The 24,797-nt window shown below is 73.6% G+C and carries 16 protein-coding genes, 1 tRNA gene and 1 riboswitch; of the genes, 11 read left to right on the top strand and 6 right to left on the bottom strand.

Features of this window, described 5'->3' with window-relative positions; all coding sequences use genetic code 11:
* Nucleotides 1–87: 87 nt before the first annotated feature.
* Nucleotides 88–432 carry a WhiB family transcriptional regulator gene (locus tag ACIG3E_RS04390; RefSeq protein WP_171075821.1) on the bottom strand — a complete coding sequence of 115 codons (345 nt, stop codon included), beginning with the start codon at nt 430–432 and terminating at the stop codon, nt 88–90.
* 439 nt (nt 433–871) lie between these two features.
* Between ACIG3E_RS04390 and ACIG3E_RS04395 the strand changes: the two genes are divergently transcribed.
* Entirely contained in the window at nt 872–3,172 is a 2,301-nt protein-coding gene (locus ACIG3E_RS04395; protein WP_399611086.1) for a transglycosylase domain-containing protein, read from the top strand.
* A gap of 141 nt (nt 3,173–3,313) precedes the next feature.
* Here the strand turns inward: ACIG3E_RS04395 and ACIG3E_RS04400 are convergent, their stop codons facing one another.
* Nucleotides 3,314–3,781, bottom strand: coding sequence for a GatB/YqeY domain-containing protein (locus tag ACIG3E_RS04400; protein ID WP_399611088.1), 468 nt, complete (start codon nt 3,779–3,781; stop codon nt 3,314–3,316).
* A 131-nt stretch (nt 3,782–3,912) separates the two neighbouring features.
* Here ACIG3E_RS04400 and ACIG3E_RS04405 point away from each other — a divergent pair, with 131 nt between their 5' ends.
* From ACIG3E_RS04405 to ACIG3E_RS04425, 5 genes are all read left to right on the top strand, one after another.
* Complete coding sequence (locus ACIG3E_RS04405) at nt 3,913–4,848, top strand: metallophosphoesterase (RefSeq protein ID WP_399611090.1); 936 nt, start codon at nt 3,913–3,915, stop codon at nt 4,846–4,848.
* A 109-nt stretch (nt 4,849–4,957) separates the two neighbouring features.
* Nucleotides 4,958–5,031: transfer RNA gene (locus ACIG3E_RS04410), tRNA-Pro, on the top strand.
* Nucleotides 5,032–5,677: 646 nt separating this feature from the next.
* A complete protein-coding gene (locus ACIG3E_RS04415) occupies nt 5,678–9,799 on the top strand; it encodes an AAA family ATPase (protein ID WP_399611092.1) in 4,122 nt (1,373 codons plus the stop codon).
* Nucleotides 9,800–10,315: 516 nt separating this feature from the next.
* Nucleotides 10,316–11,077: a glycosyltransferase family 2 protein gene (locus ACIG3E_RS04420; RefSeq protein WP_399611095.1), complete on the top strand. Its 762-nt coding sequence runs from the start codon at nt 10,316–10,318 to the stop codon at nt 11,075–11,077.
* 335 nt (nt 11,078–11,412) lie between these two features.
* Entirely contained in the window at nt 11,413–12,006 is a 594-nt protein-coding gene (locus tag ACIG3E_RS04425; protein ID WP_399611098.1) for a CDP-alcohol phosphatidyltransferase family protein, read from the top strand.
* 22 nt (nt 12,007–12,028) lie between these two features.
* On the opposite strand, the gene ACIG3E_RS04430 is transcribed toward ACIG3E_RS04425, so the two are convergent.
* The gene (locus tag ACIG3E_RS04430) at nt 12,029–12,958 is read right to left on the bottom strand and encodes an FkbM family methyltransferase (protein WP_399611101.1); all 930 of its coding nucleotides are present in this window, start codon (nt 12,956–12,958) and stop codon (nt 12,029–12,031) included.
* Between the two features lie 60 nt (nt 12,959–13,018).
* Entirely contained in the window at nt 13,019–14,305 is a 1,287-nt protein-coding gene (locus ACIG3E_RS04435; protein ID WP_399611104.1) for an amidohydrolase family protein, read from the bottom strand.
* Nucleotides 14,306–14,615: 310 nt separating this feature from the next.
* On the opposite strand from ACIG3E_RS04435, the gene ACIG3E_RS04440 reads away from it, so the two are divergent.
* Nucleotides 14,616–15,119: a hypothetical protein gene (locus tag ACIG3E_RS04440; protein WP_399611107.1), complete on the top strand. Its 504-nt coding sequence runs from the start codon at nt 14,616–14,618 to the stop codon at nt 15,117–15,119.
* 6 nt (nt 15,120–15,125) lie between these two features.
* Here ACIG3E_RS04440 and cobN read toward each other — a convergent pair whose 3' ends face one another.
* Nucleotides 15,126–18,776 carry a cobaltochelatase subunit CobN gene (gene cobN / locus ACIG3E_RS04445; RefSeq protein ID WP_399611110.1) on the bottom strand — a complete coding sequence of 1,217 codons (3,651 nt, stop codon included), beginning with the start codon at nt 18,774–18,776 and terminating at the stop codon, nt 15,126–15,128.
* A gap of 85 nt (nt 18,777–18,861) precedes the next feature.
* Nucleotides 18,862–18,940: riboswitch (cobalamin riboswitch) on the bottom strand.
* 311 nt (nt 18,941–19,251) lie between these two features.
* Here cobN and cobG point away from each other — a divergent pair.
* The 3 genes from cobG to ACIG3E_RS04460 are packed head-to-tail and all read left to right on the top strand — an operon-like array spanning nt 19,252 to nt 22,789.
* The gene (gene cobG / locus ACIG3E_RS04450; RefSeq protein WP_399612162.1) at nt 19,252–20,607 is read left to right on the top strand and encodes a precorrin-3B synthase; all 1,356 of its coding nucleotides are present in this window, start codon (nt 19,252–19,254) and stop codon (nt 20,605–20,607) included.
* Nucleotides 20,604–21,266 (top strand): precorrin-8X methylmutase, encoded by a 663-nt coding sequence (locus tag ACIG3E_RS04455; RefSeq protein ID WP_138960998.1) that lies wholly within the window; start codon nt 20,604–20,606, stop codon nt 21,264–21,266. Before cobG ends, ACIG3E_RS04455 begins: the two co-directional genes overlap by 4 nt.
* On the top strand, nt 21,263–22,789 hold the full coding sequence (locus tag ACIG3E_RS04460; protein WP_399611113.1) for a precorrin-2 C(20)-methyltransferase: 1,527 nt from the start codon (nt 21,263–21,265) through the stop codon (nt 22,787–22,789). The genes ACIG3E_RS04455 and ACIG3E_RS04460 overlap by 4 nt, the downstream gene beginning before the upstream one ends.
* A 12-nt stretch (nt 22,790–22,801) precedes the next feature.
* Here the strand turns inward: ACIG3E_RS04460 and ACIG3E_RS04465 are convergent, their stop codons facing one another.
* Complete coding sequence (locus ACIG3E_RS04465; protein WP_399611116.1) at nt 22,802–23,554, bottom strand: cobalt-precorrin-6A reductase; 753 nt, start codon at nt 23,552–23,554, stop codon at nt 22,802–22,804.
* Between the two features lie 30 nt (nt 23,555–23,584).
* Between ACIG3E_RS04465 and ACIG3E_RS04470 the strand changes: the two genes are divergently transcribed.
* Complete coding sequence (locus ACIG3E_RS04470) at nt 23,585–24,730, top strand: cobalt-precorrin-5B (C(1))-methyltransferase (RefSeq protein ID WP_399611118.1); 1,146 nt, start codon at nt 23,585–23,587, stop codon at nt 24,728–24,730.
* Nucleotides 24,731–24,797: the final 67 nt, after the last annotated feature.

A 24,797-nucleotide genomic window follows, 5' to 3' on the forward strand; every position in this document is an offset into this window, starting at 1 on the left:
AGGCACCGATGGCCCGGCACGGCTCCGGGGCCGCCCGAGCGAGGCGGCACCCCTGGGAGCCGGTCAGCCGATCCGCGTGACGTGGGGTCAGCCCACGGCCGCGTAGCTCTCGTACGTCTCCTCGTCGTCCAAGTCCACGGGCAGCAGGCCCGCGCCGCGCTCGTACTCGGAGCGCGCTGTCTCAAGGAGCCTGCGCCACGAGGTGACGGTGGGGCGCCTGCGCAGCAGCGCACGGCGCTCCCGCTCCGTCATTCCGCCCCACACGCCGAACTCGACGCGGTTGTCCAGCGCGTCGGCCAGGCACTCGGTCCGCACCGGGCAGCCGGTGCACACCGCCTTGGCCCTGTTCTGCGCTGCTCCTTGTACGAACAGTTCATCCGGATCGGTAGTGCGGCAGGCGGCCTGCGCACTCCAGTCGGTTACCCAGCCCATACCGGCGCCGTCCTCTCCCGAATCGAGGCTCCCCCACGGCGGCAGCGGCATATTCACCGCCGCCAGTTGAGGACGTTACGGAAGGTGGGCACAGCGCAACACCCCCTGCGGGCCCAATCTTGAATGGCCCGAACGGACTATGCGTAAGCGGCAGATCACCCGACGGAGTGAGCTGGCGACATGCGCGACCAACCCGGCAAACACGGGCAGTTCAGCTGGGTCACAGCGGACACGGGACGACGCGTGGGACGGATCCCGACGGGGTGCCGCCGAAGCGGCCGTATACGGGCGGTAACCGCGCCGCATTCGACAAACGCTGAACGAACGGGGAAAGGCCGACGTAGAACGTGGTGCGGGACCACACTGCTGTGACAGTTGAGAGCAGCTTAGGCCAAGGCATATACGCCTGTCCGGCGATTCAGAACGTAGGCTGCCCCCCATGGGAAACAAGCGATCGGGCGGTGGTCTGTCCCCTGCGCAGCAGGCCGCCAAGTTCCTGGGCGTCAGCGTGCTCGCGGGCGCGGTGCTCGCCGGGATCGCGCTGCCCGCCGCGGGAGTGATCGGGCTCGCGGCCAAGGGATCGGTCGAGGGCTTCGACGAGATCCCGGCGAACCTGAAGCAGCCGCCGCTGAGCCAGCGCACGACCATCCTGGACTCCGCGGGCGGCCCCATCGCCACCGTGTACTCGCGCGACCGCACCGTGGTGCCGCTGAAGCGCATCTCCCCGTACATGCAGAAGGCGATCGTCGCCATCGAGGACGCGCGATTCTACGAGCACGGCGCGGTGGACCTCAAGGGCATCCTGCGCGCGCTGAACCAGAACGCGCAGAGCGGCGGCGTCTCCCAGGGCGCCTCGACGCTCACGCAGCAGTACGTGAAGAACGTCTTCGTGGAGGAGGCCGGTGACGACCCCGCGAAGGTCGCCGAGGCCACCCAGCAGACGCTCGGCCGCAAGATCCGCGAACTGAAGTACGCGATCCAGGTCGAGGAGGAGCTCGGCAAGAAGCGGATCCTCAAGAACTACCTGAACATCACGTACTTCGGTCAGGCCGCGTACGGCGTCGAGGCCGCGTCCCAGCGCTACTTCTCCAAGTCGGCCAAGGACCTCAAGCTGCAGGAGGCCGCGCTCCTCGCGGGCATCGTGCAGTCCCCGAGCCGCTACGACCCGGTGAACGACGCGACGGAGGCCAAGCAGCGGCGCAACGTCGTGCTCCAGCGCATGGCCGACACCCACGACATCTCACAGGCCGAGGCCGACCGCGCCAAGAGGACCCGGCTCGGCCTGGATGTGAGCCGCCCCAAGAACGGCTGCATCACCGCCGTGAAGGGCGCCGGGTTCTTCTGCAAGTACGTCGAGAAGGTCTTCAAGAACGACCCGACCTTCGGCAAGACCAAGGAGGCCAGGGCCAAGCTCTGGAACCGCGGCGGCCTGCGGATCAGGACGACCCTCGACCCGCAGACCCAGCGTTCGGTGCAGTCCTCGATCAAGGATCACGTCTACCAGACCGACGAGGTGGCGACCGCCGCGACCATCGTCGAGCCGGGCACCGGCAAGATCCTCGGCATGGGCCAGTCGCGCCCCTTCGGCTACGGCAAGAACGAGACCGAGATCAATCTGTCCGTGGACGGCGACATGGGCGGCGGCGCGGGCTACCAGCCCGGTTCGACGTTCAAGCCGATCGTGGCCGCCGCCGCCCTGGAGCGCGGCATGTCACCGGGCAAGCGCTACTCGGCCCCGTACGAGATGCCGTACCCGTCGAGCGTCGCGGCCTGCGACGGCAAGACGTGGCGGAACGACCCCAACCGGCCCGCGAAGCTCACCAACGAGAACGAGGCCGAGGTCGGCCCCTACCGGCTGCGGGAGGCCACCGCGAAGTCGGTCAACACCTACTTCGTGCAGATGATCGGCGACCTCGGCATCTGCCCGGTCACCGAGATGGCCGGGAAGATGGGCGTCGAGCGGGCCAACGGCAAGCCGATGGACCAGGCCCCGTCGATCGCGCTCGGCACCCAGGAGGTGTCGCCGCTGACGATGGCGAGCGCGTACGCGACGTTCGCGGCGCGCGGCAGGTACTGCACGCCGATCGCCATCGAGTCGATCAGCACGATCGCGGGCAAGTCCCTCCCGGTGCCGAAGTCGACGTGCTCGCGGGCCATGTCGGAGCGGACCGCCGACACGATCAACACCCTCCTGAAGGGCGTCGTCGAGGACGGCACCGGCAGGCAGGCGGGCCTCGGCTCCCGCGACAGCGCGGGCAAGACGGGTACGACCGACTACCGGTACGCGGCCTGGTTCGCGGGCTACACCCCGAACATGTCGGGCGCGGTCTGGGTCGGCGACCCGGCCCACGAGCGCAAGATGATCGACATCTCCATCGGCGGCCGCGGCTACGGCAAGGTCTTCGGTGGCGAGGTGCCGGGACCGATCTGGCGCGACGCCATGAGCGGCGCCCTCTCGGGCAAGCCCGACCCGCGCTTCGACACGGTCCGGCTGCCGGGCGACCGGGACCGCGACGACCACGACGGCGGCGGGAACGGCGACGACGGCGGTGACGACGGAAGCAACGGCGACGACGGCGACAACGGGGACGACGGCGGGCCGGGTGACGGCGGTGGCGACGGCAACGGCGGCGGGAGCCCCTGGCCGGACATCATCGGCGGCAACGACAACGGCGGCACAGGCCATGGCGGCAACGGCCATGGCGGCTGGGGCGACGGCGGGCGGCGCGGACGCGACTGAGGCCGACGGACGGCCCGTGCCGGGCCACACGGTGCACGGGGGCGGCCCCTGAGCTCGGGCTCAGGGGCCGCCCCCGTGTCGTGCGGTCCGGGAAGGGCGGTGGTCAGCCGCCCGCGAGGAGGCGCTTGACCGCGGCGGTGGTCAGCCGCCCGCGAGCAGGCGCTTGACCGCGGCGGCGACGCGGCCGCCCTCGGCCTGGCCCGCCACCTTCGGGTTCACGATCTTCATGACCTGGCCCATGGCCCGGGGGCCCTCCGCGCCCGCGGCCTTCGCCTCGGCGACGGCCTCGGCGACGATCCGCTCAAGCTCGTCGTCGGAGAGCTGCTTGGGCAGGTACTCGGCGAGGACCTCGCCCTCGGCGCGCTCGCGCTCGGCCTGCTCGGGGCGGTTGCCCTGGGCGAAGGCGTCGGCCGCCTCGCGGCGCTTCTTCGCCTCGCGGGTGATCACCTTCTGCACCTCGTCGTCGGAGAGCTCGCGCTTCTCCTTGCCCGCGACCTCCTCCTTCGTCACGGCGGCGAGCGTCATCCGCAGCGTCGAGGAGCGCAGCTCGTCGCGCCCCTTGATCGCGGCGTTGAGGTCGGCCTGAAGCTTCGACTTGAGCGTGGTCATGGGGCAATTGTGGCAGGTGGGCAGCCCGGTCGGCCCCTTCATTTCCGGGCGGCGGTCCGGGCCCGCCCGTGGGCCGCCCTCCCCGGGCCCTCGCCACCGACGGGACGCACCCGGTCTGACACGATGGAGGCATGCGCGCGCGATACGCAGTACCTCTGGGAATCACGGCGACGGCCGCGGCCGGAATCGCCTACTCCGTGGGCATCGAGACCCGCCTGTTCCGGCTGAGGCGGGTGACGGTTCCCGTACTGCCGCCGGGGATGCGGCCGCTGCGCGTGCTCCAGGTCTCGGACATCCACATGGTGTCCGGACAGCGCAAGAAGCAGCGCTGGCTGCGCTCGCTCGCGGGCCTGCGCCCCGACTTCGTGATCAACACGGGCGACAACCTGTCGGACCCGGAGGGCATCCCCGAGGTCCTGGACTCACTGGGCCCGCTGATGGCCTTCCCCGGCGCGTACGTCTTCGGCTCGAACGACTACTACGGGCCCAAACCCCGCAACCCCGCCCGGTACTTGCTCGAGAAGGTCCAGGGCCGCCACGGTCTGAACGGCAACCCGCCCGCGGTGGGCGTCGTCCACATCGACTGGGAGGACCTGCGCGACGGCTTCGACGCGGCGGGCTGGGTCAACCTCACGAACACCCGGGGCACCCTCAAGATCGACGGCTACGAGATCGCGCTCACCGGCCTGGACGATCCGCACATCAAGCGGGACCGGTACGAGCAGGTCGCGGGCGGCCCCGACACCGGCGCCGACTTCTCGATGGCCGTCGTGCACGCCCCCTACCTCCGCTCCCTGGACGCCTTCACCGCCGACGGCTACCCGCTGATCCTCGCGGGCCACACCCACGGCGGCCAGCTCTGCATCCCCTTCTACGGGGCCCTCGTCACCAACTGCGACCTCGACACGGACCGCGTGAAGGGCCTCTCCACGCACGAGGCCGGAGGCCACACCTCCTACCTCCACGTCTCCGCCGGCTGCGGCGCCAACCGCTACACCCCGCTGCGCTTCGCCTGCCCGCCCGAGGCCACGCTCCTGACCCTCACGGAGCGCCCCGCCCGGCCCTGACCCACACCCTCCGGAAAACCGGATTTCGTCTCCGGCCGCCGGTCCGCTAAAGTAATCGATGTCGCCGCGACCTGCACAGCAGAGCTGACAGGCAGCGGAGCATCGACATCGGGGTGTGGCGCAGCTTGGCAGCGCGCTTCGTTCGGGACGAAGAGGTCGTGGGTTCAAATCCCGCCACCCCGACAGCTGAGTATCAGATCAGGTCCGTTCTCCTTCGGGAGAGCGGGCCTGATCTGTTTTGCGTGGGCGTATGTCCGCTGGGGCGTAGCCGCTGGTGGGCTCTCGGGGGCCGGGGCGTCACGCCCCTGGTGGGCGGTGGCGCTTTGGGCGGGGGCGGCAAGGGCCCCAGCCCGAGTCGTTGAGCGCGGTGGGGTGGGGGCGCGGGAGGGGGCGGGAGGGCCCTGTGGGTGGGGGGTCGTTTCGGTACCGGTCCCTCCCCTCGTGGGGACCGGTACCAAACGACACGGGCGACGTCGCCCCGCGCCGCGGTGGCGCGGATCGGAGAGAGCCGAGGCCCGCGGCCGACGTCGGAGCGGCCCGGGTGTGACCGGGCGCACACGTCGTCCGACGGGGGATGGCGAGACCTTCGCCACCGCTCCGTAACTCCAGCAAAAACCAGCCATGAAGTCGCAGCGCCATCAGTTGCCTCTCCAGGCGCAGGGCCGGTGGCCTGCCCTGACGCCGCGTGGTTGCTTCGCCCCTGCCGCGATCCTGCCAACTGCGGCGCTCGCTGAGGAGGATCCGGATCCGTCCGGACCGCTCAGCCGCAGGTCAGCCGTATAGAGTGAGTTTTCCGGTCCGGAAGTCCAGGTGCGGCGGAAGTAAAGGGGTGGAGGCCTTGAGCTCCGACTCAGGGGCACGCACAGCCTTCGCGGAACGTCTCGCGCTGCTGTACCAGGAGGCCGGAAACCCGCCCCTGAAACGCGTTGCCGAGGCGGTTGCCCGACTGCAACGGGTCGATGAGCGAGGCCGTCCCGTGCGCGTGTCCGCGCAGCGGATCAGCGACTGGCGGCGGGCCAAGAACGTGCCCGCCCAGTTCACCGCCCTCGCGGCGGTCCTGCACGTCCTCGTCCCCGAGGCCCGCCGCGTCCGCACGACGCCGGTCTCTCCGGGCCTGTACGACCTCGCGCAGTGGCAGCGTCTGTGGGAGCGCGCGGTGGCCGACCCGGTCGGCGACGCCGCCCCGGCCGCGGGCGATGAGGAGCGCCCCCTCGTCGAAGCCCCGGTCCCCAGCGTGTGCCCGTACCGCGGGCTCGCTTCGTACCGTCAGCAGGACGCGCAGTGGTTCTTCGGCCGGGAGCGGAGCACGGACGCGCTGCTCGCCCAGCTCCGCGCGGCGGAGAAGAGCGGCGGCCTGGTGATGCTCGTGGGCGCCTCGGGCGCGGGCAAGTCGTCGCTCCTGAACGCCGGGCTCGTGCCCGCCCTGCGCGGCGGCGCGCTCGGCGACGACGACGGGCGGGCGGCCCAGGTGCTGCACCTCGTGCCGGGCCCCGACCCCCTCGGCGAGCTGACCGCGCTCATACCCGAGCTGGCGCCCGCGGTCGCCGCCGCGGAGGAGCAGGCGGCCCGGGCGGGCGAGGAGAGCCCGGGCGCGCCCGGTACGCCCGAGTTCGCGGACGTGGTCAGGGAGTGCGTCACGACGTGGGCACGGCGCGGGACGGTCTCCGACGCCCGGCCGGTCGTCATCGTCGACCAGTTCGAGGAGGCGTTCACCCTCTGCGCCGACGAGACGGCCCGGCGCACCTTCGTCCAGGTGCTGCACGCCGCGTGCTCGCCCGGCGAGACCGGGGTGACAGGGGCGACGGGGGCGACCGGGGCGACGGAGGCAGCGGCGGCGGCCGGGGCTGGTGAGGCCGGGCGTGAGGCCGAGCCCGCGCCCGCGCTCGTCGTCCTCGGTGTCCGCGCCGACTTCTACGAGGAGTGCCTCGCCCACCCCGAGCTGGCCGACGCCCTCCAGCACCGGCACATGGTGCTCGGGCCGCTGACCACCGCCGAGCTGCGCAACGCGGTGACCGGCCCGGCCAAGGCCGTGGGCCTCGAACTCGAACCGGGGCTCGCCGAGCTCATCGTCCGCGAAGTGAGTACGGACGGGCCGCGCGGAGCCCATGACACGGGCGTGCTCCCCCTGCTCTCCCATGCCCTGCTCGCCACCTGGCAGCGGCGGAAGGCGGGCCGCCTCACGCTGGCCGGGTACCGCGCGGCCGGAGGGATCCAGGGCGCGGTCGCGGCGACCGCCGAGCGCGCCTGGTCCGACCTCGACACGGCGGCGCGCACGGCCGCGCGGCTGCTCCTGCTGCGGCTCGTACGGCTCGGCGAGGACACCCAGGCCACCCGCAGACGGGGCACGCGGCGCCAGCTCTCGGAGGAGTCGACCAACCCCGACAAGACGGAGGAGTCGCTCGAGGCGCTGGCCCGCGCCCGTCTGGTGACGCTCGACGCGGAGACCGTGGAGATCACCCATGAGGCGCTGCTGCACGCCTGGCCGCGGCTGCGCGACTGGATCGACGAGGACCGCAACGACCATCTGCTGCGGCAGCGGCTCGAGGAGGACAGCAGGACCTGGGAGGAGTCCGACCGCGACGCGTCGCTGCTCTACCGCGGCTCCCGCCTTGAGCAGGCGTGCGCCTGGGCGGAGTCCGCCGAGGACACCTTCCTGACGCGGAGCGCGGTGGACTTCCTGGCCGCGTCCACGGGGCTGCGCAAGCGCACGGTCCGGCTCAGACGCGGCGCGGTGTCGACGCTGCTCGTCCTCGCGATGCTCGCGGCCGTCTCCGCGGTGGTCGCCTGGCAGCAGCGGGACGACGCGGTGTCCGAGCGGAACGACGCGATATTCGCCCAGGTGACCGCGGCGGCCGACCGCGCGCAGAGCACCGACCCCTCGCTGTCCGCCCAACTCGACCTGGTGGCCCACCGCTTGCGGCCCGCCGACCAGGGCACGATGAACCGGCTGATCTCGATCGTCAACGCGCCCCTGGCCACCCCGCTCACGGGCCACACCGGCGCCGTCTACCTCACCTCGTTCCACCCCGGCGGGCGGCTCCTGGCCACCGCGAGCTACGACCGTACGGTCCGGCTGTGGGACGTGTCCGACCGCTCCCGGCCGAAGCCGCTCGGCAAGCCCCTGACCGGGCACACGAGTTGGGTGAGCAGCGCCGTCTTCAGCCCGGACGGCAAGACCCTCGCCAGCGCCGCGGACGACGGCACGATCCGGCTGTGGGACATCACGGACCCCCGGCGCCCGCGCGTGCTCGGCACGCCCCTGACCGGCCACCGCGGCACGATCTATCTGGTGGCCTTCAGCCCGGACGGGCGCACGCTGGCCTCCGCGGGCGAGGACCGCACCGTACGGCTGTGGAACGTGCGGGACCCGCGGCGCCCGAAGGCGCTCGCCACGCTGACCGGGCACACCGCGCCGGTGCGCTCCGTGGCGTTCGGCCCCGACGGGCGGACCCTCGCGGCCGGCGGCGACAACGGCGCCATCCGGCTGTGGTCGACGGCCGACCCGAGCCGCCCGAAGCCGATCGGCAAGGTGCTGCGCGCCCACAAGGACACGGTGCACTCCGTGGCCTTCAGCCCCGACGGCAAGGCGCTGGCCAGCGGCAGCTCGGACAACACGGTCCGGCTCTGGGACGTCGCGGAGCCACGGAAGGCGCGCGCGCTCGGGCCGCCGCTCACCGGCCACACGGGCCCCGTGTGGTCCGTGGCCTTCAACCGCGACGGGACGATGCTCGCCGCCGCCAGCGCGGACAGCACGGCGAGCCTGTGGAACGTCCGTGACGCGGCACACCCTTCGCAGGTCGGCGAGCCGCTCGCGGGCAGCAGCGGGGAGATGTACGCGCTCGGCTTCAGCCCGGACGGCCGCACCCTGGCCACCGGGAGCGGCGACAACAAGGTCCGGCTGTGGTCGATCCCGACCTCGGACATGATCGGCCGCATCGGGGTGTTCCGCCCCGACGGGAAGGTGCTCGCCACGGTCGCCCGTGACGAGAAGATCCGGATGTGGAACGTGGAGCGGCCCACCCGCCCCGTGGCCCTCGGCAAGCCCTTCGAGCCCGGCGAGGGCGCCGTGCGCGCACCCGCGTTCTCCCCCGACGGCCGCACCCTGGCGGTGCTCACGGGAAGCCGCGCCGTCCAGCTGTGGGACGTCTCCGACCCCGCTCACCCCGTGTCGTACGGGAAACCGGTGGAGCTGCGGACGCGGTTCGCGGCCGCGCTGGCCTTCAGCCGGGACGGGCGCACCCTCGCCACCGCCTACGAGGACCGCACCATCCAGCTGTGGGACGTCGCGGAGCCGCGGCGCCCCCGGCGGCTCGGCGTCCCGCTCACCGGACACAAGGGCTACGTCAACGACCTCGCCTTCGGCAAGGACGGGCGCACCCTCGCCAGCGCCAGCTCGGACGGCACCATCCGGCTGTGGAACGTGGCCGACCGCCGTCACGCCACACCGCTCGGCAAGCCCCTCACGGGTCACCTGGGCCCCATCAACACCCTGGCCCACAGCCCCGACGGCCGGACCCTCGCCAGCGGCAGCGACGACGGCACGGTCCGGCTCTGGGACGTCACGGATCCCCGCAGGGCGGCCCCCCGCGGCTCCCCGCTGACCGGGCACACCGACGCGCTCGTGTCCCTGACGTTCAGCCGGGACGGCCGCACCCTGGCGAGCGGCGGCAACGACAACACGGTCCGGCTCTGGGACCTCACCCATCCGTCCGAGGCCGCCCCCATCGGGCAGTCGATGAGCCCCAACGCCAAGACGGGCAGTTTCCTGTCGTTCAGCCCGCAAGGGCGCATGCTCGGAGTTTCGAGCGGCCCCGATACCGTCCGGCTGTGGAATCTGGACGCCGACACGGCAATTCGCCGTATCTGCTCGACGACGCGCGGGGTCCTGACGCCGGAGAATTGGCGCGAGTATCTGCCCCGGCTCTCGTATGAGCCGCCGTGCGCGAAGTAACGCCGTGTTCCTTGTCCGTTGCGGATCGCTGCCGTGATCCCGATCACAACTCGGCATCTTTGCGGGGAAGTTCACTCCCCATACGCAAGCGACCTTGTTAAGGTTGGGGACAACCCGATCGCTGGTGCATCCCCCGTCGCCAGCGATCGGGTTCTTCCATATCCGGGCACCCTCGCGGGCACCGCCCCGCGCCCCCTACAAGACCCCTAATTACTCAGCGTTTTTCACTGGCCACAGCTGTCGCCCCCGGCGCGGGCAAAAGATACTTTCCCGTTACATGCAGGGCTGCCGCGCGAACTCGTGCAACGGCCGTCCAGAGCCGTTGCACCCTCAACAACGGTCGGCCCGAAGCGATCCGGCATCGACAGCGATAGCGAGTCCGGCGCCCTTTTCCGAACCGGCGCGCCGCGTTGCCGCCAAGTTGCCCAAGTCGTCGCCGAATTCACCGGCCGCGGATTTCCGCATGGGCGCCCACCCCCTCGTCGACGCCTCTCGCGGAGTCGTAGGGTGAGGGTCATGCGCCAGCGCGTCACCATCATCACCGCTGTCCACGCACCGTCCGCCCGCTTCCTGCCGGACGCGTACGCGTCGATCCGCGCGCAGGAGCTGCCCGACGGCTGGGAGTGGCACTGGCTGATCCAGGAGGACGGCAAGAGCGACCAGGTCGCCCCCCACGTGCCCGACGACGAGCGGGTGACCTTCCGGCAGGGGCGCCCCGGCGGCCCCGGAGTCGCCCGCACCCTGGCCCTCGCCCACGCCGAAGGGCCGTACGTGAAGGTCCTCGACGCCGACGACCAGCTCCAACCCGGCGCGCTCGCCCGCGACCTGGCGGCCCTGGAGGCGGACGGCACGCTCGGCTGGGCGACCTCGCGCGTCCTCGATCTGCTTCCGGACGGGTCCACGGCGGGCTTCCCCGGCGACCCCGACCACGGCCCGATCGAGCGCGCGGCCGTCCTCGACCGCTGGAAGGCGAACGGCTTCCGCGCCCCGGTCCACCCCGCCTCGCTGTGCGTGCGCCGCGATCTGCTCGTCGCCCTGGGCGGCTGGATGGCGCTGCCCGCCTCGGAGGACACCGGCCTGCTCCTTGCCCTGGGCTCGGTGGCCCGCGGCTGGTTCTCCGCCGAGGTCGGGCTGCTCTACCGCAAGTGGGAGGGGCAGGTCACGGGCCAGGCCGCGCACACCGAGACGGCGGAGCACGCCGCGCGCATGGCGGTCGTGGAGTCGCGGGCCAGAGCGCTCTCGCACTTCCAGTGGCGGTACGCGCCCGAAGCGGCCTGACCCCTCGGGGACCGGCTTTCCCCCTACCGATACCGGGAGCCCCCGCCGGAATTGCCGAGGCGGCGCCTTGGGAGTTCGCGGGCGCGGTGCCCTCGGAGTTCGCGGGCGCGGCCCCTTCGAAGTTCGCGGGCGCGGCCCCTTCGGAGTTCGCGGGCGCGGTGCTATCGGAGCTCTTGCTTCCGATGCCGATCACCTCATTGCCACGGCCTCTGACCACGGCTTTTTCCTGCTCCAGGGCCAGGATCCTGACCACGCCGCCCTGGTAGGATCCCCGATCGGCCGGTGAACAGGATCAGGACAAAACGATCCGGGCCAGGGATTTCGGAGGCACCTCGGTGGCGCGTGCAGGATTCGACCGGGTACTCACGATCCCCAACGCGCTGAGCGCACTGCGGGTCGCCGGGGTTCCCGTATTCCTCTGGCTCGTCCTTCAGCCCTACTTCGGAAATCCGAATCGCGACGGGTGGGCCATCGCCCTCCTCGCGCTGAGCGGCGCGACGGATTACCTCGACGGCAAACTGGCCCGCCGATGGAACCAGATCACCCGCCTCGGCCAGGTCCTCGACCCCGCGGCGGACCGGCTGTACACGGCGTCCACGCTGCTCGCTCTTCTGCTGCGGGACATCATTCCCTGGTGGTTCCTCGTCCTGCTCCTCGCGCGCGACGTCTTCATGACGTTCAACGTCGCCGCCCTGCGCCGCAGAGGATATGGCCCGCTCCAGGTGAACTTCATGGGGAAGGCGGCCACCTTCAACCTCATGTACGCCTTCCCCCTGCTCCTCCTGGCCAGCGGGGACGGCACGGTCGCCGAGGCGGCCCGCGTCTGCGGCTGGGCGCTCGCCCTGTGGGGCGCGGCCCTCTACTGGTGGTCGGCCGCGCTCTACACGACGCAGGTGCGGCGGCTGCGGCGGAGCACCGCGCCCGCGTAGCGCGGGCCCGCGCGGCCCAGCCTCACCCCAGGGCCTCCGCGTCCACGCGCGAGAAGATCAGGTCAGTCTCCTCGCGGACCGGCCCGCGCCACCGGAGCGGCCCGTCGCCCGCGTACCGTACGGCTGCCGGATAGCTGCCCGGCGCGTAGTCGTTGAGCAGGCGGTACGTGTGGAACCCGTGGGCGCGCATGGTCTCCAGGAGCTCGTCCACGTCGTCGCCGAGCTGCGCCATCCGCTCCGGGGTGACCTCCACGGCGATCTCCACGTCCGGCCGGAGCCGGTCGAGGACCGGGGCGAGGCCCCGGACGACGCCGCCCTCGGCGCCCTCGACGTCCACCTTGATGACCCGGGCCCGCGCGATCTCGTCCGGCTCCAGGAGCTCGGGCAGCGGGACGGCCTCCGTCTCGAAGCGGGACGCGACGGGCCCGTCCCACGGAACGACGCTGTTCGCCCCCATGTTGTGGGTGCTGGCGAGGACGAAGGTGAGCTTGTGCCTGCGGTCCGAGACGGCCGCGTTGACCGCCCGGATGTTGGCGCAGCCGTTCAACTCCCGGTGCAGCAGCACCCGCCGGTGGAACTCGGGCGAGGCCTCGACGGCCACCACGCGCCCCCCTTCGCCGACGAGGCGGGCCCCCAGGACGCTCAAGTAGCCGATGTTCGCGCCGACGTCCACGAAGACGTCGCCGGGGCGCAGGCGGCCCCGCAGCCAGCGCGACATGTGCGGCTCCCAGACGCCGAACAGATAGAGGTAGCGCTGGATGAGGTCCCGCGTGTCGACCGCGAAGCGGGCGCCGAAGACCGACTCGACGACCCGCTCGCGGGGGTGCTCCCGCAGCCAGGGGTTCAGATACCGGGTCGCGAGCGCGGCCTTGCCGAGGGTGCCCGGAGCGTCGCGCACGTACCGCCGGCCGAGCGTGGCCAGGACCTCTGACACCGTGCTGCCGCTGCTCATCGCACTCGCCTTTCCCACGGGGGCCACGCGGACCGCGGCGGGCCGCTCCCGGGGGCGGGGTCAGGCGGTGGCCGCGGCCGTCCGATCCTGATCGAACGGCAGGTCCAGCATACGAATCGCGTTTCCGCGCAGCAGCTTGTAGGCCACGTCCGCGGACAGGCCGCCGACGTGCTCGGCCGCCACGCGTCTCGTGTGCGGCCACGTCGAGTCGACGTGCGGGTAGTCGGTCTCGAAGGTCGCGTTGTCCACGCCGACGGTCTCGATGGCCTCGATGCCGTGCCGGTCGCGGAAGAAGCAGCAGAAGACCTGCCGGTAGTAGTACGACGACGGGGGTTCGGGGACCAGGTCGCGCACCCCGCCCCAGGCGCGGTGCTCCTCCCACACGTCGTCCGCGCGCTCCAGGGCGTACGGGATCCAGCCCATCTGCCCCTCGCTGTAGGCGAGTTTGAGCCGCGGGAACTTCACCAGGACGCCCGAGAACAGGAAGTCCATCATCGAGGCCATCGCGTTGTTGAAGGACAGCGCGGCCTGGACGGCGGGCGGCGCGTCCGGTGAGGCGGCGGGCATCTGGGAGCTGCTCCCGATGTGCATGTTCACCACCGTGCCCGTCTCCTCGCAGGCGGCGAAGAACGGGTCCCAGTACCCGGAGTGGATCGACGGCAGGCCCAGATGGGTCGGGATCTCGGAGAACGTCACCGCCCGCACCCCGCGCGCGGCGTTCCGCCGGATCTCCGCGACGGCGAGTCCCACGTCCCACAGCGGGATGAGGCACAGCGGGATGAGGCGTCCGCCGCTGTCCCCGCACCACTCCTCCACCATCCAGTCGTTGTACGCGCGGACGCAGGCCAGGGCCACCTCCTTGTCCCGCGCCTCCGCGAACGTCTGCCCGCAGAACCGCGGGAAGGTGGGGAAGCACAGCGAGGCCTCGACGTGGTTGAGGTCCATGTCCTCCAGGCGCGCCTTGGGGTCCCAGCAGCCGCGCCGCATCTGCTCGCGCGTGATGCCGTCGAGCGTCATCTCGTCCCGGGAGAAGCCCACGGCGGCGATGATCCGCTTGTACGGGAAGATCTCGCCCTCGTACCGCCACCAGTCGGTGATCTGGCCGTCCGGATCGGTGGTGAAGCGGTACTTCCCGCCCACGTACGCCAGCTCTCCGATCCCGGCGGTGAAGGGCTGGGGGCCCTTGTCGCGGTACTTGGCCGGAAGCCAGGTCTCGAAGAGGTGCGCGGGCTCGATCACGTGGTCGTCCACGCTGATGACCCGGGGGATGTCCCGCGCCCCGGGCTCCTGGCCGCCCAGGTCATCGCCCACGCCGGTGCCGTTGTTGCCGCTCACGTTGCCGCTCATGCCGCAGCTCCCTGCCCGCCGGTTCTACCGGGCCGCGCCCGGTAGCATATCTGACGACCCATCAGATCGAGACTAGGGGGATGCGCGGGCGCACGGCAAGCGGGCGCGGGGCCTTGCAAGTTGCGGCGGCTTCCGCTCAACTGACGCTCCGTCAGCGCCGAGCGCTTCGCTGGGATTGCCGTGATGGGCCGTCGGTCGTCTGCGGGACCGTCGTGGCTGGTCGCGCCCACGCGGCGGTGCCGCATATCGACACAGCCCCGCGCCCCTTCGGGGCGCTGCCCGCCCCGCACCGCCCCGCCAGGAGGTGGCCATGAACACACCCGTCCGCAGTGACCAGCCGGAGCCCGCCACCGGTGAACAGGCCCTCCAGGAACGGCACCTGGCCCGCGCGAGGAGTGCGTACGGGCGGGCCGTCGCCGCCTGCCGTGCCGCGGGCATCGAGCCGGGCCAGGCGGAGGTCGTGCCGACGGGCCCGGCCGCGCGGGCCGCGAACGCGGTGCGCCTGGCCGCGCGGTCGATCGCCGAACGGGAGGGCCGGGCCCCCGACCCCGCGGCCGACGCCCGCTGCGCCCGCAACGCCGCGGCCGCGGCGGCGACCGCCGCACAGGCGGCCCACGCCACCGCCCCCGGCCCCCTCGCGGACACCGCCCTGCGAACCGCCCTCACCGCCTCCAAAGCCTCCGCCGAAGCGGCCGGGGGCCGGAGCCCGGGCCGCGCCGAAGCCCTGACGGCGCGGGCCGAGGCGACGGAGGAGGGCGCGGTGGCGGCGGCGCGGGAGGCGGGCTGGACCGGGGCGGCCCCGGCCCGCCCGTAGCCCGGGTCAGGCCTCGTCGTCCTCCAAGTTGCCCTCGGTCTCCAGGTAGATCTGGCGGAGGGCCTCCAGGGTGGCGGGGTCCGGCTTGGACCACATGCCTCGGGATTCGGCCTCCAGGAGGCGTTCGGCTATGCCGTGGAGGGCCCAGGGGTTGGCTTCCTTGAGGAAGTCGCGGTTGGTGGGGTCGAGGACGTAGGCCTCGGTGAGCTTGTCGTACATCCAGTCGGCGACCACGCCGGTGGTGGCGTCGTAGCCGAAGAGGTAGTCGACGGTGGCGGCGAGTTCGAAGGCGCCCTTGTAGCCGTGGCGGCGCATCGCCTCGATCCACTTGGGGTTGACCACGCGGGCGCGGAAGACGCGGGAGGTCTCCTCGACCAGGGTGCGGGTGCGGATCGTCTCGGGCCGGGTGGAGTCGCCGATGTACGCCTCGGGCGCCTTGCCGCCGCGCAGGGCCTTCACCGTGGCGACCATGCCGCCGTGGTACTGGAAGTAGTCGTCGGAGTCGGCGATGTCGTGCTCGCGGGTGTCGGTGTTCTTGGCCGCGACCGCGATGCGCTTGTACGCCGTCTCCATCTCGGTGCGGGCCGAGCGGCCCTCCAGGCCTCGGCCGTAGGCGTAGCCGCCCCAGACCGTGTACACCTCGGCGAGGTCCGCGTCGGTGCGCCAGTCGCGCGAGTCGATGAGCTGGAGCAGGCCCGCGCCGTACGTGCCGGGCCGGGAGCCGAAGATGCGGGTGGTGGCCCGGCGCTCGTCGCCGTGCTCGGCGAGGTCGGCCTGGACGTGGGCCCGCACGTGGTTGACCTCGGCGGGCTCCTCCAGCGACGCGGCCAGGCGCACCGCGTCGTCCAGGAGGCCGATCGTGTGCGGGAAGGCGTCGCGGAAGAAGCCGGAGATGCGCAGGGTGACGTCGATGCGGGGGCGGTTCAGCTCCTCGTAGGGGATGGCCTCCAGGCCCGTGACGCGGCGGGACGCGTCGTCCCAGACCGGGCGGACGCCGAGGAGGGCCAGGGCCTCGGCGACGTCGTCGCCCGCGGTGCGCATCGCGCTGGTGCCCCACAGGGACAGGCCGACCGAGGTGGGCCACTCGCCGTTGTCCGCGCGGTAGCGCTCCAGGAGGGAGTCGGCCAGGGCCTGGCCCGTCTCCCAGGCGAGCCGCGAGGGCACCGCCTTGGGGTCGACGGAGTAGAAGTTGCGGCCCGTCGGCAGGACGTTGACCAGGCCGCGCAGCGGGGAGCCCGAGGGGCCCGCGGGGACGAAGCCGCCGTTCAGGGCGTGCACGGCGTGGTCCAGTTCGGCCGTGGTCGCCGACAGGCGCGGCACGACCTCGCGGGCCGCGAACTCCAGGATGGCCGTCACCTGGTCACGGCGGTCGGCGGCGACCGACGCCGCCACCGCCGGTACGGCCGCCGGGTCCCAGGCCGCCTCCTCCATCGCCACGACCAGGGCCCGGGCCTGCTCCTCCGCCGCGTCGGCCGTGGTGCGCGTGGCGGCCGACTCGTCGAGGCCGAGGGCCTCGCGCAGGCCGGGCAGGGCCGTGGTGCCGCCCCAGATCTGGCGGGCGCGCAGGATCGCCAGGACCAGGTTGACGCGGTCGTCGCCCGCGGGCGGGGCGCCGAGGACGTGCAGGCCGTCGCGGATCTGGGCGTCCTTGACCTCGCACAGCCAGCCGTCGACGTGCAGCAGGAAGTCGTCGAAGCCGTCGTCGTCGGGGCGGTCCTCAAGACCCAGGTCGTGATCGAGCTTCGCGGCCTGGATGAGGGTCCAGATCTGCGCGCGGATGGCCGGGAGCTTCGCCGGGTCCATCGAGCTGATCTGCGCGTACTCGTCGAGGAGCTGCTCCAGGCGCGCGATGTCGCCGTAGGAGTCGGCGCGCGCCATCGGCGGGACGAGGTGGTCGATGAGGGTGGCGTGCACGCGGCGCTTGGCCTGGGTGCCCTCGCCCGGGTCGTTGACCAGGAACGGGTAGACGAGCGGGATGTCGCCGAGGGCCGCGTCGGGGGCGCAGGCGGCGGACAGGCCCGCGTTCTTGCCGGGCAGCCACTCCAGGTTGCCGTGCTTGCCGAGGTGGACCATCGCGTCGGCGCCGAAGCCGCCGTCGGACGCGGCCGCCGCGATCCAGCGGTACGCCGCCAGGTAGTGGTGCGAGGGCGGCAGGTCCGGGTCGTGGTAGATCGCGATGGGGTTCTCGCCGAAGCCGCGCGGCGGCTGGATGAGGATCAGCAGGTTCCCGAAGCGCAGGGCGGCGAGGACGATGTCGCCGTCCGGGTCGCCGCCGCTGCCCACCCGGCTGCGGTCCAGGAACATCTCGCCGGGCGCCGGGCCCCAGTGCTCCTCGACGGCCGAGCGCAGCTCCTCGGGGAGCGTGGCGTACCAGCGGCGGTAGTCGGCGGCCGGGATGCGGACCGGGTTCCTCGCCAGCTGCTCCTCGGTGAGCCAGTCCTGGTCGTGGCCGCCCGCCTCGATGAGCGCGCGGATCAGCTCGTCGCCGTCACCGGAGACGAGGCCGGGGATCTCGGCGTCGCCGAAGTCGTAGCCCTCCGTACGCAGTCGGCGCAGCAGCTCCACCGCGCTCGCGGGCGTGTCCAGGCCGACCGCGTTGCCGATCCGGGAGTGCTTCGTCGGGTACGCGGACAGGACGAGCGCGATGCGCTTGTCGGCGGCCGGGATGTGCTTGAGGCGCGCGTGGCGCACGGCGATCCCGGCGACGCGGGCGGCGCGCTCGGGGTCGGCGACGTACGCCGGGAGGCCGTCCGCGTCGATCTCCTTGAAGGAGAACGGCACCGTGATCAGGCGGCCGTCGAACTCCGGCACCGCGATCTGGCTGGCGGCGTCGAGCGGCGAGACGCCCTCGTCGTTCTCCTCCCAGGCGGCGCGCGAGCCGGTCAGGCACAGGGCCTGGAGGATCGGCACGTCGAGCGCGGTGAGCGCGCCCGCGTCCCAGGACTCGTCGTCGCCCCCCGCGGAGGCCTCCGCGGGCTTGGTGCCGCCCGCGGCGAGGACCGTGGTGACGATGGCGTCGGCGGCCCGCAGCGCGTCGATCAGCTCCGGCTCGGGGGCGCGCAGCGAGGCCACGTACAGCGGCAGCGGCCGGGCGCCCGCCGCCTCGACGGCGTCGCACAGGGCGTGCACGAAGGCGGTGTTGCCGCTCATGTGGTGGGCGCGGTAGTAGAGCACGGCGACGGTCGGGCCCTCGCCCGCCGGGGCCTGGCGCTCCAGGGGGCCCCAGGTCGGCGCGGGCGCGGGCGACTCGAAGCCGTGGCCGGTGAGCAGGACGGTGTCGCTGAGGAAGCGGGCGAGCTGCTCCAGGTTGGCGGGGCCGCCGTGCGCGAGGTAGGCGTGCGCCTCGGCGGCGATGCCGACGGGGACCGTGGAGGCGGCCATCAGCTGGGCGTCGGGCGCCTGTTCCCCGCTGAGGACCACGACGGGGCGGCCGTCGGCGAGCAGCAGGTCCAGGCCCTCCTGCCAGGCGCGGATGCCGCCGAGGAGGCGTACGACGACGAGGTCGGCGCCGTCGAGCAGGCCGGGCAGGTCGTCCAGCGGGAGGCGGGCCGGGTTGGCGAACCGGTAGGTCACCGGGCCCGTGGCCGCGCGGGCGCTGAGGAGGTCGGTGTCGGACGTCGACAGAAGCAGGATGCGGGGCCCGGTCGTGTGCTGCATGCGGCGTCGGCCTTCCTCGGGGTGTCCGCGCCCCGGGTGGTAGTGGGTCTCTCCCGCCCGGCCGGAGCCGGGCGTGCGGAGAAGGGAGTTCCTGGCTCGCCCGCCCCCTCACGGGGCCGGGCTCACAGTGGCGGGACCGCGCCGGAATCGCACCGGGCTTCCTCCCCTGTCGCCGTCATGGCGACGGTGGATCGGGTGATCCACGGCTGAGCATATGCGGTCGGGGGGAAGGCCGGGCAGGGCCGTCGTCCGCCTCGGGTTCGCCGTGTCTGGCCGCGCCCTCGCGGCGGCCCGCGCGGGAGCGCCCCGAAGGGGCGCGGGGCTGTGTCCATGTGCGGCTCCGCCGCGAAGGGGGTCCCCCCTGTTCGAGCGAAGCCGAGAACTTGGGGGAGCGACCAGCCAAGGCGGACCCGCAGACGACCGACGCCCCACCACGGCAACCCCAGCGAAGCGCTAGCGCGGTGTGATGGTCGGTATGCTCGCCGCCATGTCCACGGCTCCCCTCCGCCCGTCCCCGCAGGCCACAGCGGCCCCACGGGACCGCGGCGACGCCTGCCCCGGAAGCCTGAGGCTGCACGCGGCGGACGACGGGGCCCTGGCGCGCGTCCGGCTGCCCGGCGGCGTCCTGACCGTGCGCCAGGCCGAGGCGCTCGCCACGGCCGCCCGGGACCTGGGCGACGGCGACCTGCATCTGACCTCGCGCGGCAACGTCCAGCTGCGGGGCCTCGCGGACGGCTGCGGCGCGGCCCTCGCCGCGCTGCTCGGCGCCGCGGGCCTGCTGCCCTCGCCCGGCCACGAGCGGGTGCGCAACGTCGTGGCCTCGCCGCTGTCCGGCCTCGACGGCCGGGGCGCGGGCGACGTGCGGCCCTGGCTCTCGGCCCTCGACGCGGCGCTGTGCGCGAGCGAGGCGGCGCGCGGCCTTTCGGGCCGGTTCCTGTTCGCGCTCGACGACGGGCGCGGGGACGTGGCCGGGCTCGACGCGGACGTGACCGTACGGGCGGCCGCGGACGGCCGGGCCCTGCTCGGTCTCGGCACGCCGGACCCGGTCCTCTCGGTGGCCTCGGCGGACGCGCCCCGTGCGGCCCTCCTGGCGGCGGAAGCGTTTCTGCACCGCGTCCGGGAGAGCGGGACCAAGGCCTGGCGCGTCACCGAACTGCCGCTCGCGCCCGACGCGTTGGCGGACGAGGTGCGGCGCCGCCTCACCGCCGAGGGCGCCGACCACGAGCCGTGGCACGGCGGGGCCGCACCGGTCGACCACGAGCCGTGGCACGGCGGGCCCGCGCCGGAGGGCATCGCCGGAGGCCCGCCGCCCGGAGTCATCGGCTCCGCCCTGTCCGTGCACATTCCCCTGGGCCGCCTGTCCGGCCTCCAGTGGCGGGAGTTGACGCAGGTCGCCGCCGCCGCAGGACCCGGCGAGCTGCGCCTGACCCCTTGGCGCGGCGCCGTCGTACCCGCGCTGGGCCTCAGTGGCACGGACGCCGCCGCCGCGCTCGCCCGGCTCGCCGCCGTCGGCCTCGTCACCGGGCCCGGCTCGCCCTGGCTGCGGGTCGGCGCCTGCGTGGGCCGCCCCGGCTGCGCCAAGTCCCGTGCCGACGTACGGGCGGACGCGGCGAGCGCCCTCGCCGCCGCCGGTCGGTCCGGCCTTCCGCTGTACTGGTCCGGGTGCGAGCGCCGCTGCGGACACCCGCGCGGCGACCGCGTCGACGTGGTCGCCGCGCCGGGCGGCGGCTACGACCTCTCCGCCGTGCGCGGCGGACATCGGACACCCGGCGCCTCCATCGCCGACCCCGCCCACCTCGCCACCGCCCTGGCGGCGTTTTTCCCCGCATGACGACCGAGAGCAGCGAGAACAAGACCGTGACCACGTACGACTACGAGAAGGACGGCGCGGCCATCTACCGCCAGTCCTTCGCCACCATCCGCGCGGAGGCCGACCTCGCGGCCCTGCCCGCCGACGTCAGCCAGGTCGCGGTCCGGATGATCCACGCCTGCGGCATGGTCGACCTCGTACGGGACCTCGCGCACACCACCGGCGTGGTGGCCCGCGCCCGGGAGGCGCTGCGCGCCGGGGCGCCGATCTTCTGCGACGTCCAGATGGTGGCGAGCGGCGTCACGCGCAAGCGGCTGCCCGCCGACAACGACGTGCTGTGCACGCTCTCCGACCCGGCCGTGCCCGAGCTCGCGGCGAAGCTGGGCACCACGCGCAGCGCCGCCGCCCTGGAGCTGTGGCGGGACCGCCTTGAAGGTTCCGTGGTGGCCGTCGGCAACGCGCCCACGGCCCTGTTCCGGCTCCTGGAGATGATCGAGGAGGGCGCGCCGCGCCCCGCCGCCGTCATCGGCGTCCCGGTCGGCTTCATCGGCGCCGCCGAGTCCAAGGACGCGCTCGCCGCGCATCCTTCGGGCCTGGAGCACCTGGTGGTGCGCGGCCGTCGCGGGGGCAGCGCCATGGCCGCCGCCGCGCTCAACGCGATCGCGAGCGAGGAAGAGTGAACGGCAAGCTGTACGGCGTCGGGCTCGGACCCGGCGACCCCTCCCTGATGACGCTGCGCGCCGTCGAGGCCATCACCGAGGCCGACGTGGTGGCGTACCACAGCGCCCGGCACGGCCGGTCCATCGCACGCTCGATCGCGGCGAAGCACCTGCGCGCCGACCACATCGAGGAGCCGCTGGTCTACCCGGTCACCACCGAGACCACCGACCACCCGGGCGGCTACCAGGGCGCCATGGACGAGTTCTACGCCCAGGCCGCGGCCCGGCTCGCCGCGCACCTCGACGCGGGGCGCACAGTCGCGGTCCTCGCCGAGGGCGACCCGCTCTTCTACGGCTCGTACATGCACATGCACAAGCGGCTCGCCGACCGCTACGACACCGAGGTGATCCCCGGCGTCACGTCGGTGTCCGCCGCCGCGGCCCGCCTCGGCACGCCGCTCGCGGAGGGCGAGGAGGTCCTGACCATCCTGCCGGGCACCCTGCCCGAGGACGAGCTGACCGCCCGGCTCGCCGCGACCGACGCGGCCGTGGTGATGAAGCTGGGCCGCACCTTCCCCAAGGTGCGGCGCGCCCTGGAGAGCGCGGAGCGCCTGGCGGGGGCCCGGTACGTGGAGCGGGCCACCATGCCCGGGGAGCGCCTCGCCGAACTGGCCGACGTGAGCGAGGAGTCGGTGCCGTACTTCTCGGTGGCGGTCCTGCCGAGCCGGGTGGCGGCGCTGCCGGTGCCGGAGCGGGCGGGCCCGGCCACCACCGCGGAACCGGTGGATCCGGCCCGCGGTGAGGTCGTCGTCGTGGGCACCGGACCCGCGGGACCGCTGTGGCTCACGCCCGAGTCGCGCGGCGCGCTCGCCGCCGCCGACGACCTGGTCGGCTACACCACCTATCTGGACCGGGTGCCCGTGCGCCCCGGCCAGCTGCGGCACGGCTCCGACAACCGGGTCGAGGCCGAGCGCGCCGAGTTCGCGCTCCAGCTCGCCCGGCGGGGGCGGCGCGTCGCCGTCGTCTCCGGCGGCGACCCGGGCGTCTTCGCGATGGCCACCGCCGTCCTGGAGGCCGCGTCGGAGGCCGCGTACGCCGATGTGCGCGTGCGGGTCCTGCCCGGCGTGACCGCCGCCAACGCGGCCGCCGCCCGCGCGGGCGCCCCGCTCGGCCACGACTACGCGACGCTGTCCCTGTCCGACCGGCTCAAGCCGTGGGAGGTCATAGCCGAGCGGCTGCGCGCCGCCGCCTCGGCCGACCTGGTGCTCGCCCTGTACAACCCCGGCTCGCACAGCCGCACCTGGCAGGTGGGCAAGGCCCGCGAACTGCTCCTGGAGCACCGGGCGCCGGACACCCCGGTCGTGGTCGCCCGGGACGTCGGCGGCTCCGGCGAGCGGGTGCGGATCGTGCGCCTCGCGGACCTGGACCCGGCCGAGGTCGACATGCGCACCATTCTGCTCGTCGGCTCCTCGCAGACCCGGGCCGTGCGGCGCGGGGACGGCGAGGAGATCGTCTGGACGCCGCGCCGCTATCCGGAGGCGTAGCCCCGGGGCCGGTCAGCCGAGCCCGAGGCGGTCCGTGATCCAGCGGGCCGCCACCGCGGGGTCCGCCACCTCCGGGACCCCCTCGGGCACCGGCGGCCTGCGGACCACGACCACGGGGATCCCGGCCTCGCGGGCGGCCGTCAGCTTCGGCGCGGTGGCGGCGCCCCCGCTGTCCTTGGTGACGAGGACGTCGACGCGGTGGCGGCGCAGCAGCTCCCGCTCCCCGTCGAGGGTGAAGGGGCCGCGGTCGAGGAGCACCTCCATGCGGGGCGGGTGCGGCGCCTCGGGCGCGTCCACGGACCGGACGAGGAACCACTGCTCGTCGAGGGCCGCGAACGCCGCGAGGCCCATCCGCCCCGTGGTCAGGAACACCCGCTCGCCAAGCGCGGGCAGCAGCGCCGCGGCCTCCTCCAGGGAGGCCGCCTCGCGCCAGTCGTCCCCCGGCACCGGCACCCAGCCGGGACGGCGCAGCGCGAGCAGGGGAACATGGGCGACGGCGGCGGCCCGCGCCGCGTGGAAACTCATGGTCCCGGCGAAGGGGTGCGTGGCGTCGATGAGCGCGTCCACCGCGTGCGTGCGCAGCCAGGCGGCCAGGCCCTCGGCCCCGCCGAAGCCGCCCACGCGCACCTCGCCGGGCGGAAGCCGGGGCGCGGCCACGCGCCCCGCCAGGGAGTTCGTCACGCGCAGCCCCGGCGGCGCCTCGTCCGCCAGGTGCTCGGCGAGGCGGCGGGCCTCGGTGGTCCCGCCGAGGATGAGGATGTGCACGAAGTCCGGTTCCCTTCAGAAGAGCGAGGCATGAGCAGCGAGGCCAAGGGCGGCCGCGGCGCCCAACTCAAGCACACCGGGCTGCGGCCCGGCTGGACCACCGGTTCCTGTGCGACGGCCGCGACGACGGCGGCCTACACCGCGCTCCTTACCGGCGCGTTCCCCGACCCGGTGACGATCACGCTGCCCAAGGGGCAGACGCCGTCCTTCGCGCTCGCGGCCGAGGAGCTGGCGGAGGGCCGCGCGATGGCAGGTGTCGTGAAGGACGCGGGCGACGACCCGGACGTCACGCACGGCGCGCTCGTCCGCGCCACCGTGCGGCGGCTGCCCGCCGGTTCCGGGGTGGTCTTCCGCGCGGGCCCCGGCGTGGGCACGGTCACCCGCCCCGGCCTGCCGCTGCCCGTCGGCGAACCGGCGGTGAACCCCGTGCCCCGGCAGCTGATGCGGGACCACGTGGCGCGGGTCGCGGCGGCGCACGGCGGCAGCGGCGACGTCGAGATCACCGTCTCCGTCGACCACGGCGAGGAGATCGCCCGGTCCACCTGGAACCCGCGGCTCGGCATCCTCGGCGGCCTGTCCATCCTCGGCACCACCGGCATCGTCGTCCCGTACTCCTGCTCGGCGTGGATCGACTCCATCCGGCGGGGCGTGGACGTGGCGCGGGCGGCCGGGCGCACGCACCTCGCCGGGTGCACCGGGTCCACGTCGGAGCGTACGGTCACCGCCGAGTACGACCTGCCCGAGGACGCCCTGCTCGACATGGGCGACTTCGCGGGCGCCGTCCTGAAGTACGTACGCCGCCACCCGGTGGACCGCCTCACCATCTGCGGCGGCTTCGCGAAGCTCTCCAAACTCGCCGCCGGTCACCTCGACCTGCACTCCGCGCGCTCCCAGGTCGACAAGGGCTTCCTCGCCACCCTGGCCCGACGCGGCGGCGCGGACCCGACGCTCGCCGAGCAGGTCGCGACGGCCAACACTGGCCTGGCCGCCCTCCAGCTGTGCGCGGCGGCAGGCGTCCCCCTAGGCGACCTGGTGGCAACGGAGGCCCGCGACCAGGCCCTGGCGGTACTGCGCGGCGCGCCGGTGACGGTAGACGTAATCTGCATCGACCGCGCGGGAGCGGTGGTAGGCAGGTCGGGCCTCTCTGGTGGCTGGGGCCGCACCGAAGCCCCCTAAGGGGGCGCGGGGAACTGCGCGACAAGCCACGACGAACCCGCAGACGCCAGACGTCACAACGCGGCAC

Origin of the sequence: Streptomyces sp. NPDC053474 (genome assembly GCF_044544845.1) — a bacterium.
Taxonomy (GTDB): Bacteria; Actinomycetota; Actinomycetes; order Streptomycetales; family Streptomycetaceae; genus Streptomyces.

Bases quoted from the DNA above. Each gene is read 5' to 3' on its own strand.
- ACIG3E_RS04440 (WP_399611107.1), top strand. From the start codon at position 14,616: ATGAACACACCCGTCCGCAGTGACCAGCCGGAGCCCGCCACCGGTGAA.
- ACIG3E_RS04455 (WP_138960998.1), top strand. From the start codon at position 20,604: ATGACGACCGAGAGCAGCGAGAACAAGACCGTGACCACGTACGACTAC.
- ACIG3E_RS04420 (WP_399611095.1), top strand. From the start codon at position 10,316: ATGCGCCAGCGCGTCACCATCATCACCGCTGTCCACGCACCGTCCGCC.
- ACIG3E_RS04395 (WP_399611086.1), top strand. From the start codon at position 872: ATGGGAAACAAGCGATCGGGCGGTGGTCTGTCCCCTGCGCAGCAGGCC.
- ACIG3E_RS04435 (WP_399611104.1), bottom strand. From the start codon at position 14,305: ATGAGCGGCAACGTGAGCGGCAACAACGGCACCGGCGTGGGCGATGAC.
- cobN (WP_399611110.1), bottom strand. From the start codon at position 18,776: ATGCAGCACACGACCGGGCCCCGCATCCTGCTTCTGTCGACGTCCGAC.
- ACIG3E_RS04470 (WP_399611118.1), top strand. From the start codon at position 23,585: ATGAGCAGCGAGGCCAAGGGCGGCCGCGGCGCCCAACTCAAGCACACC.
- ACIG3E_RS04430 (WP_399611101.1), bottom strand. From the start codon at position 12,958: ATGAGCAGCGGCAGCACGGTGTCAGAGGTCCTGGCCACGCTCGGCCGG.
- cobG (WP_399612162.1), top strand. From the start codon at position 19,252: ATGCTCGCCGCCATGTCCACGGCTCCCCTCCGCCCGTCCCCGCAGGCC.
- ACIG3E_RS04405 (WP_399611090.1), top strand. From the start codon at position 3,913: ATGCGCGCGCGATACGCAGTACCTCTGGGAATCACGGCGACGGCCGCG.
- ACIG3E_RS04400 (WP_399611088.1), bottom strand. From the start codon at position 3,781: ATGACCACGCTCAAGTCGAAGCTTCAGGCCGACCTCAACGCCGCGATC.
- ACIG3E_RS04390 (WP_171075821.1), bottom strand. From the start codon at position 432: ATGGGCTGGGTAACCGACTGGAGTGCGCAGGCCGCCTGCCGCACTACC.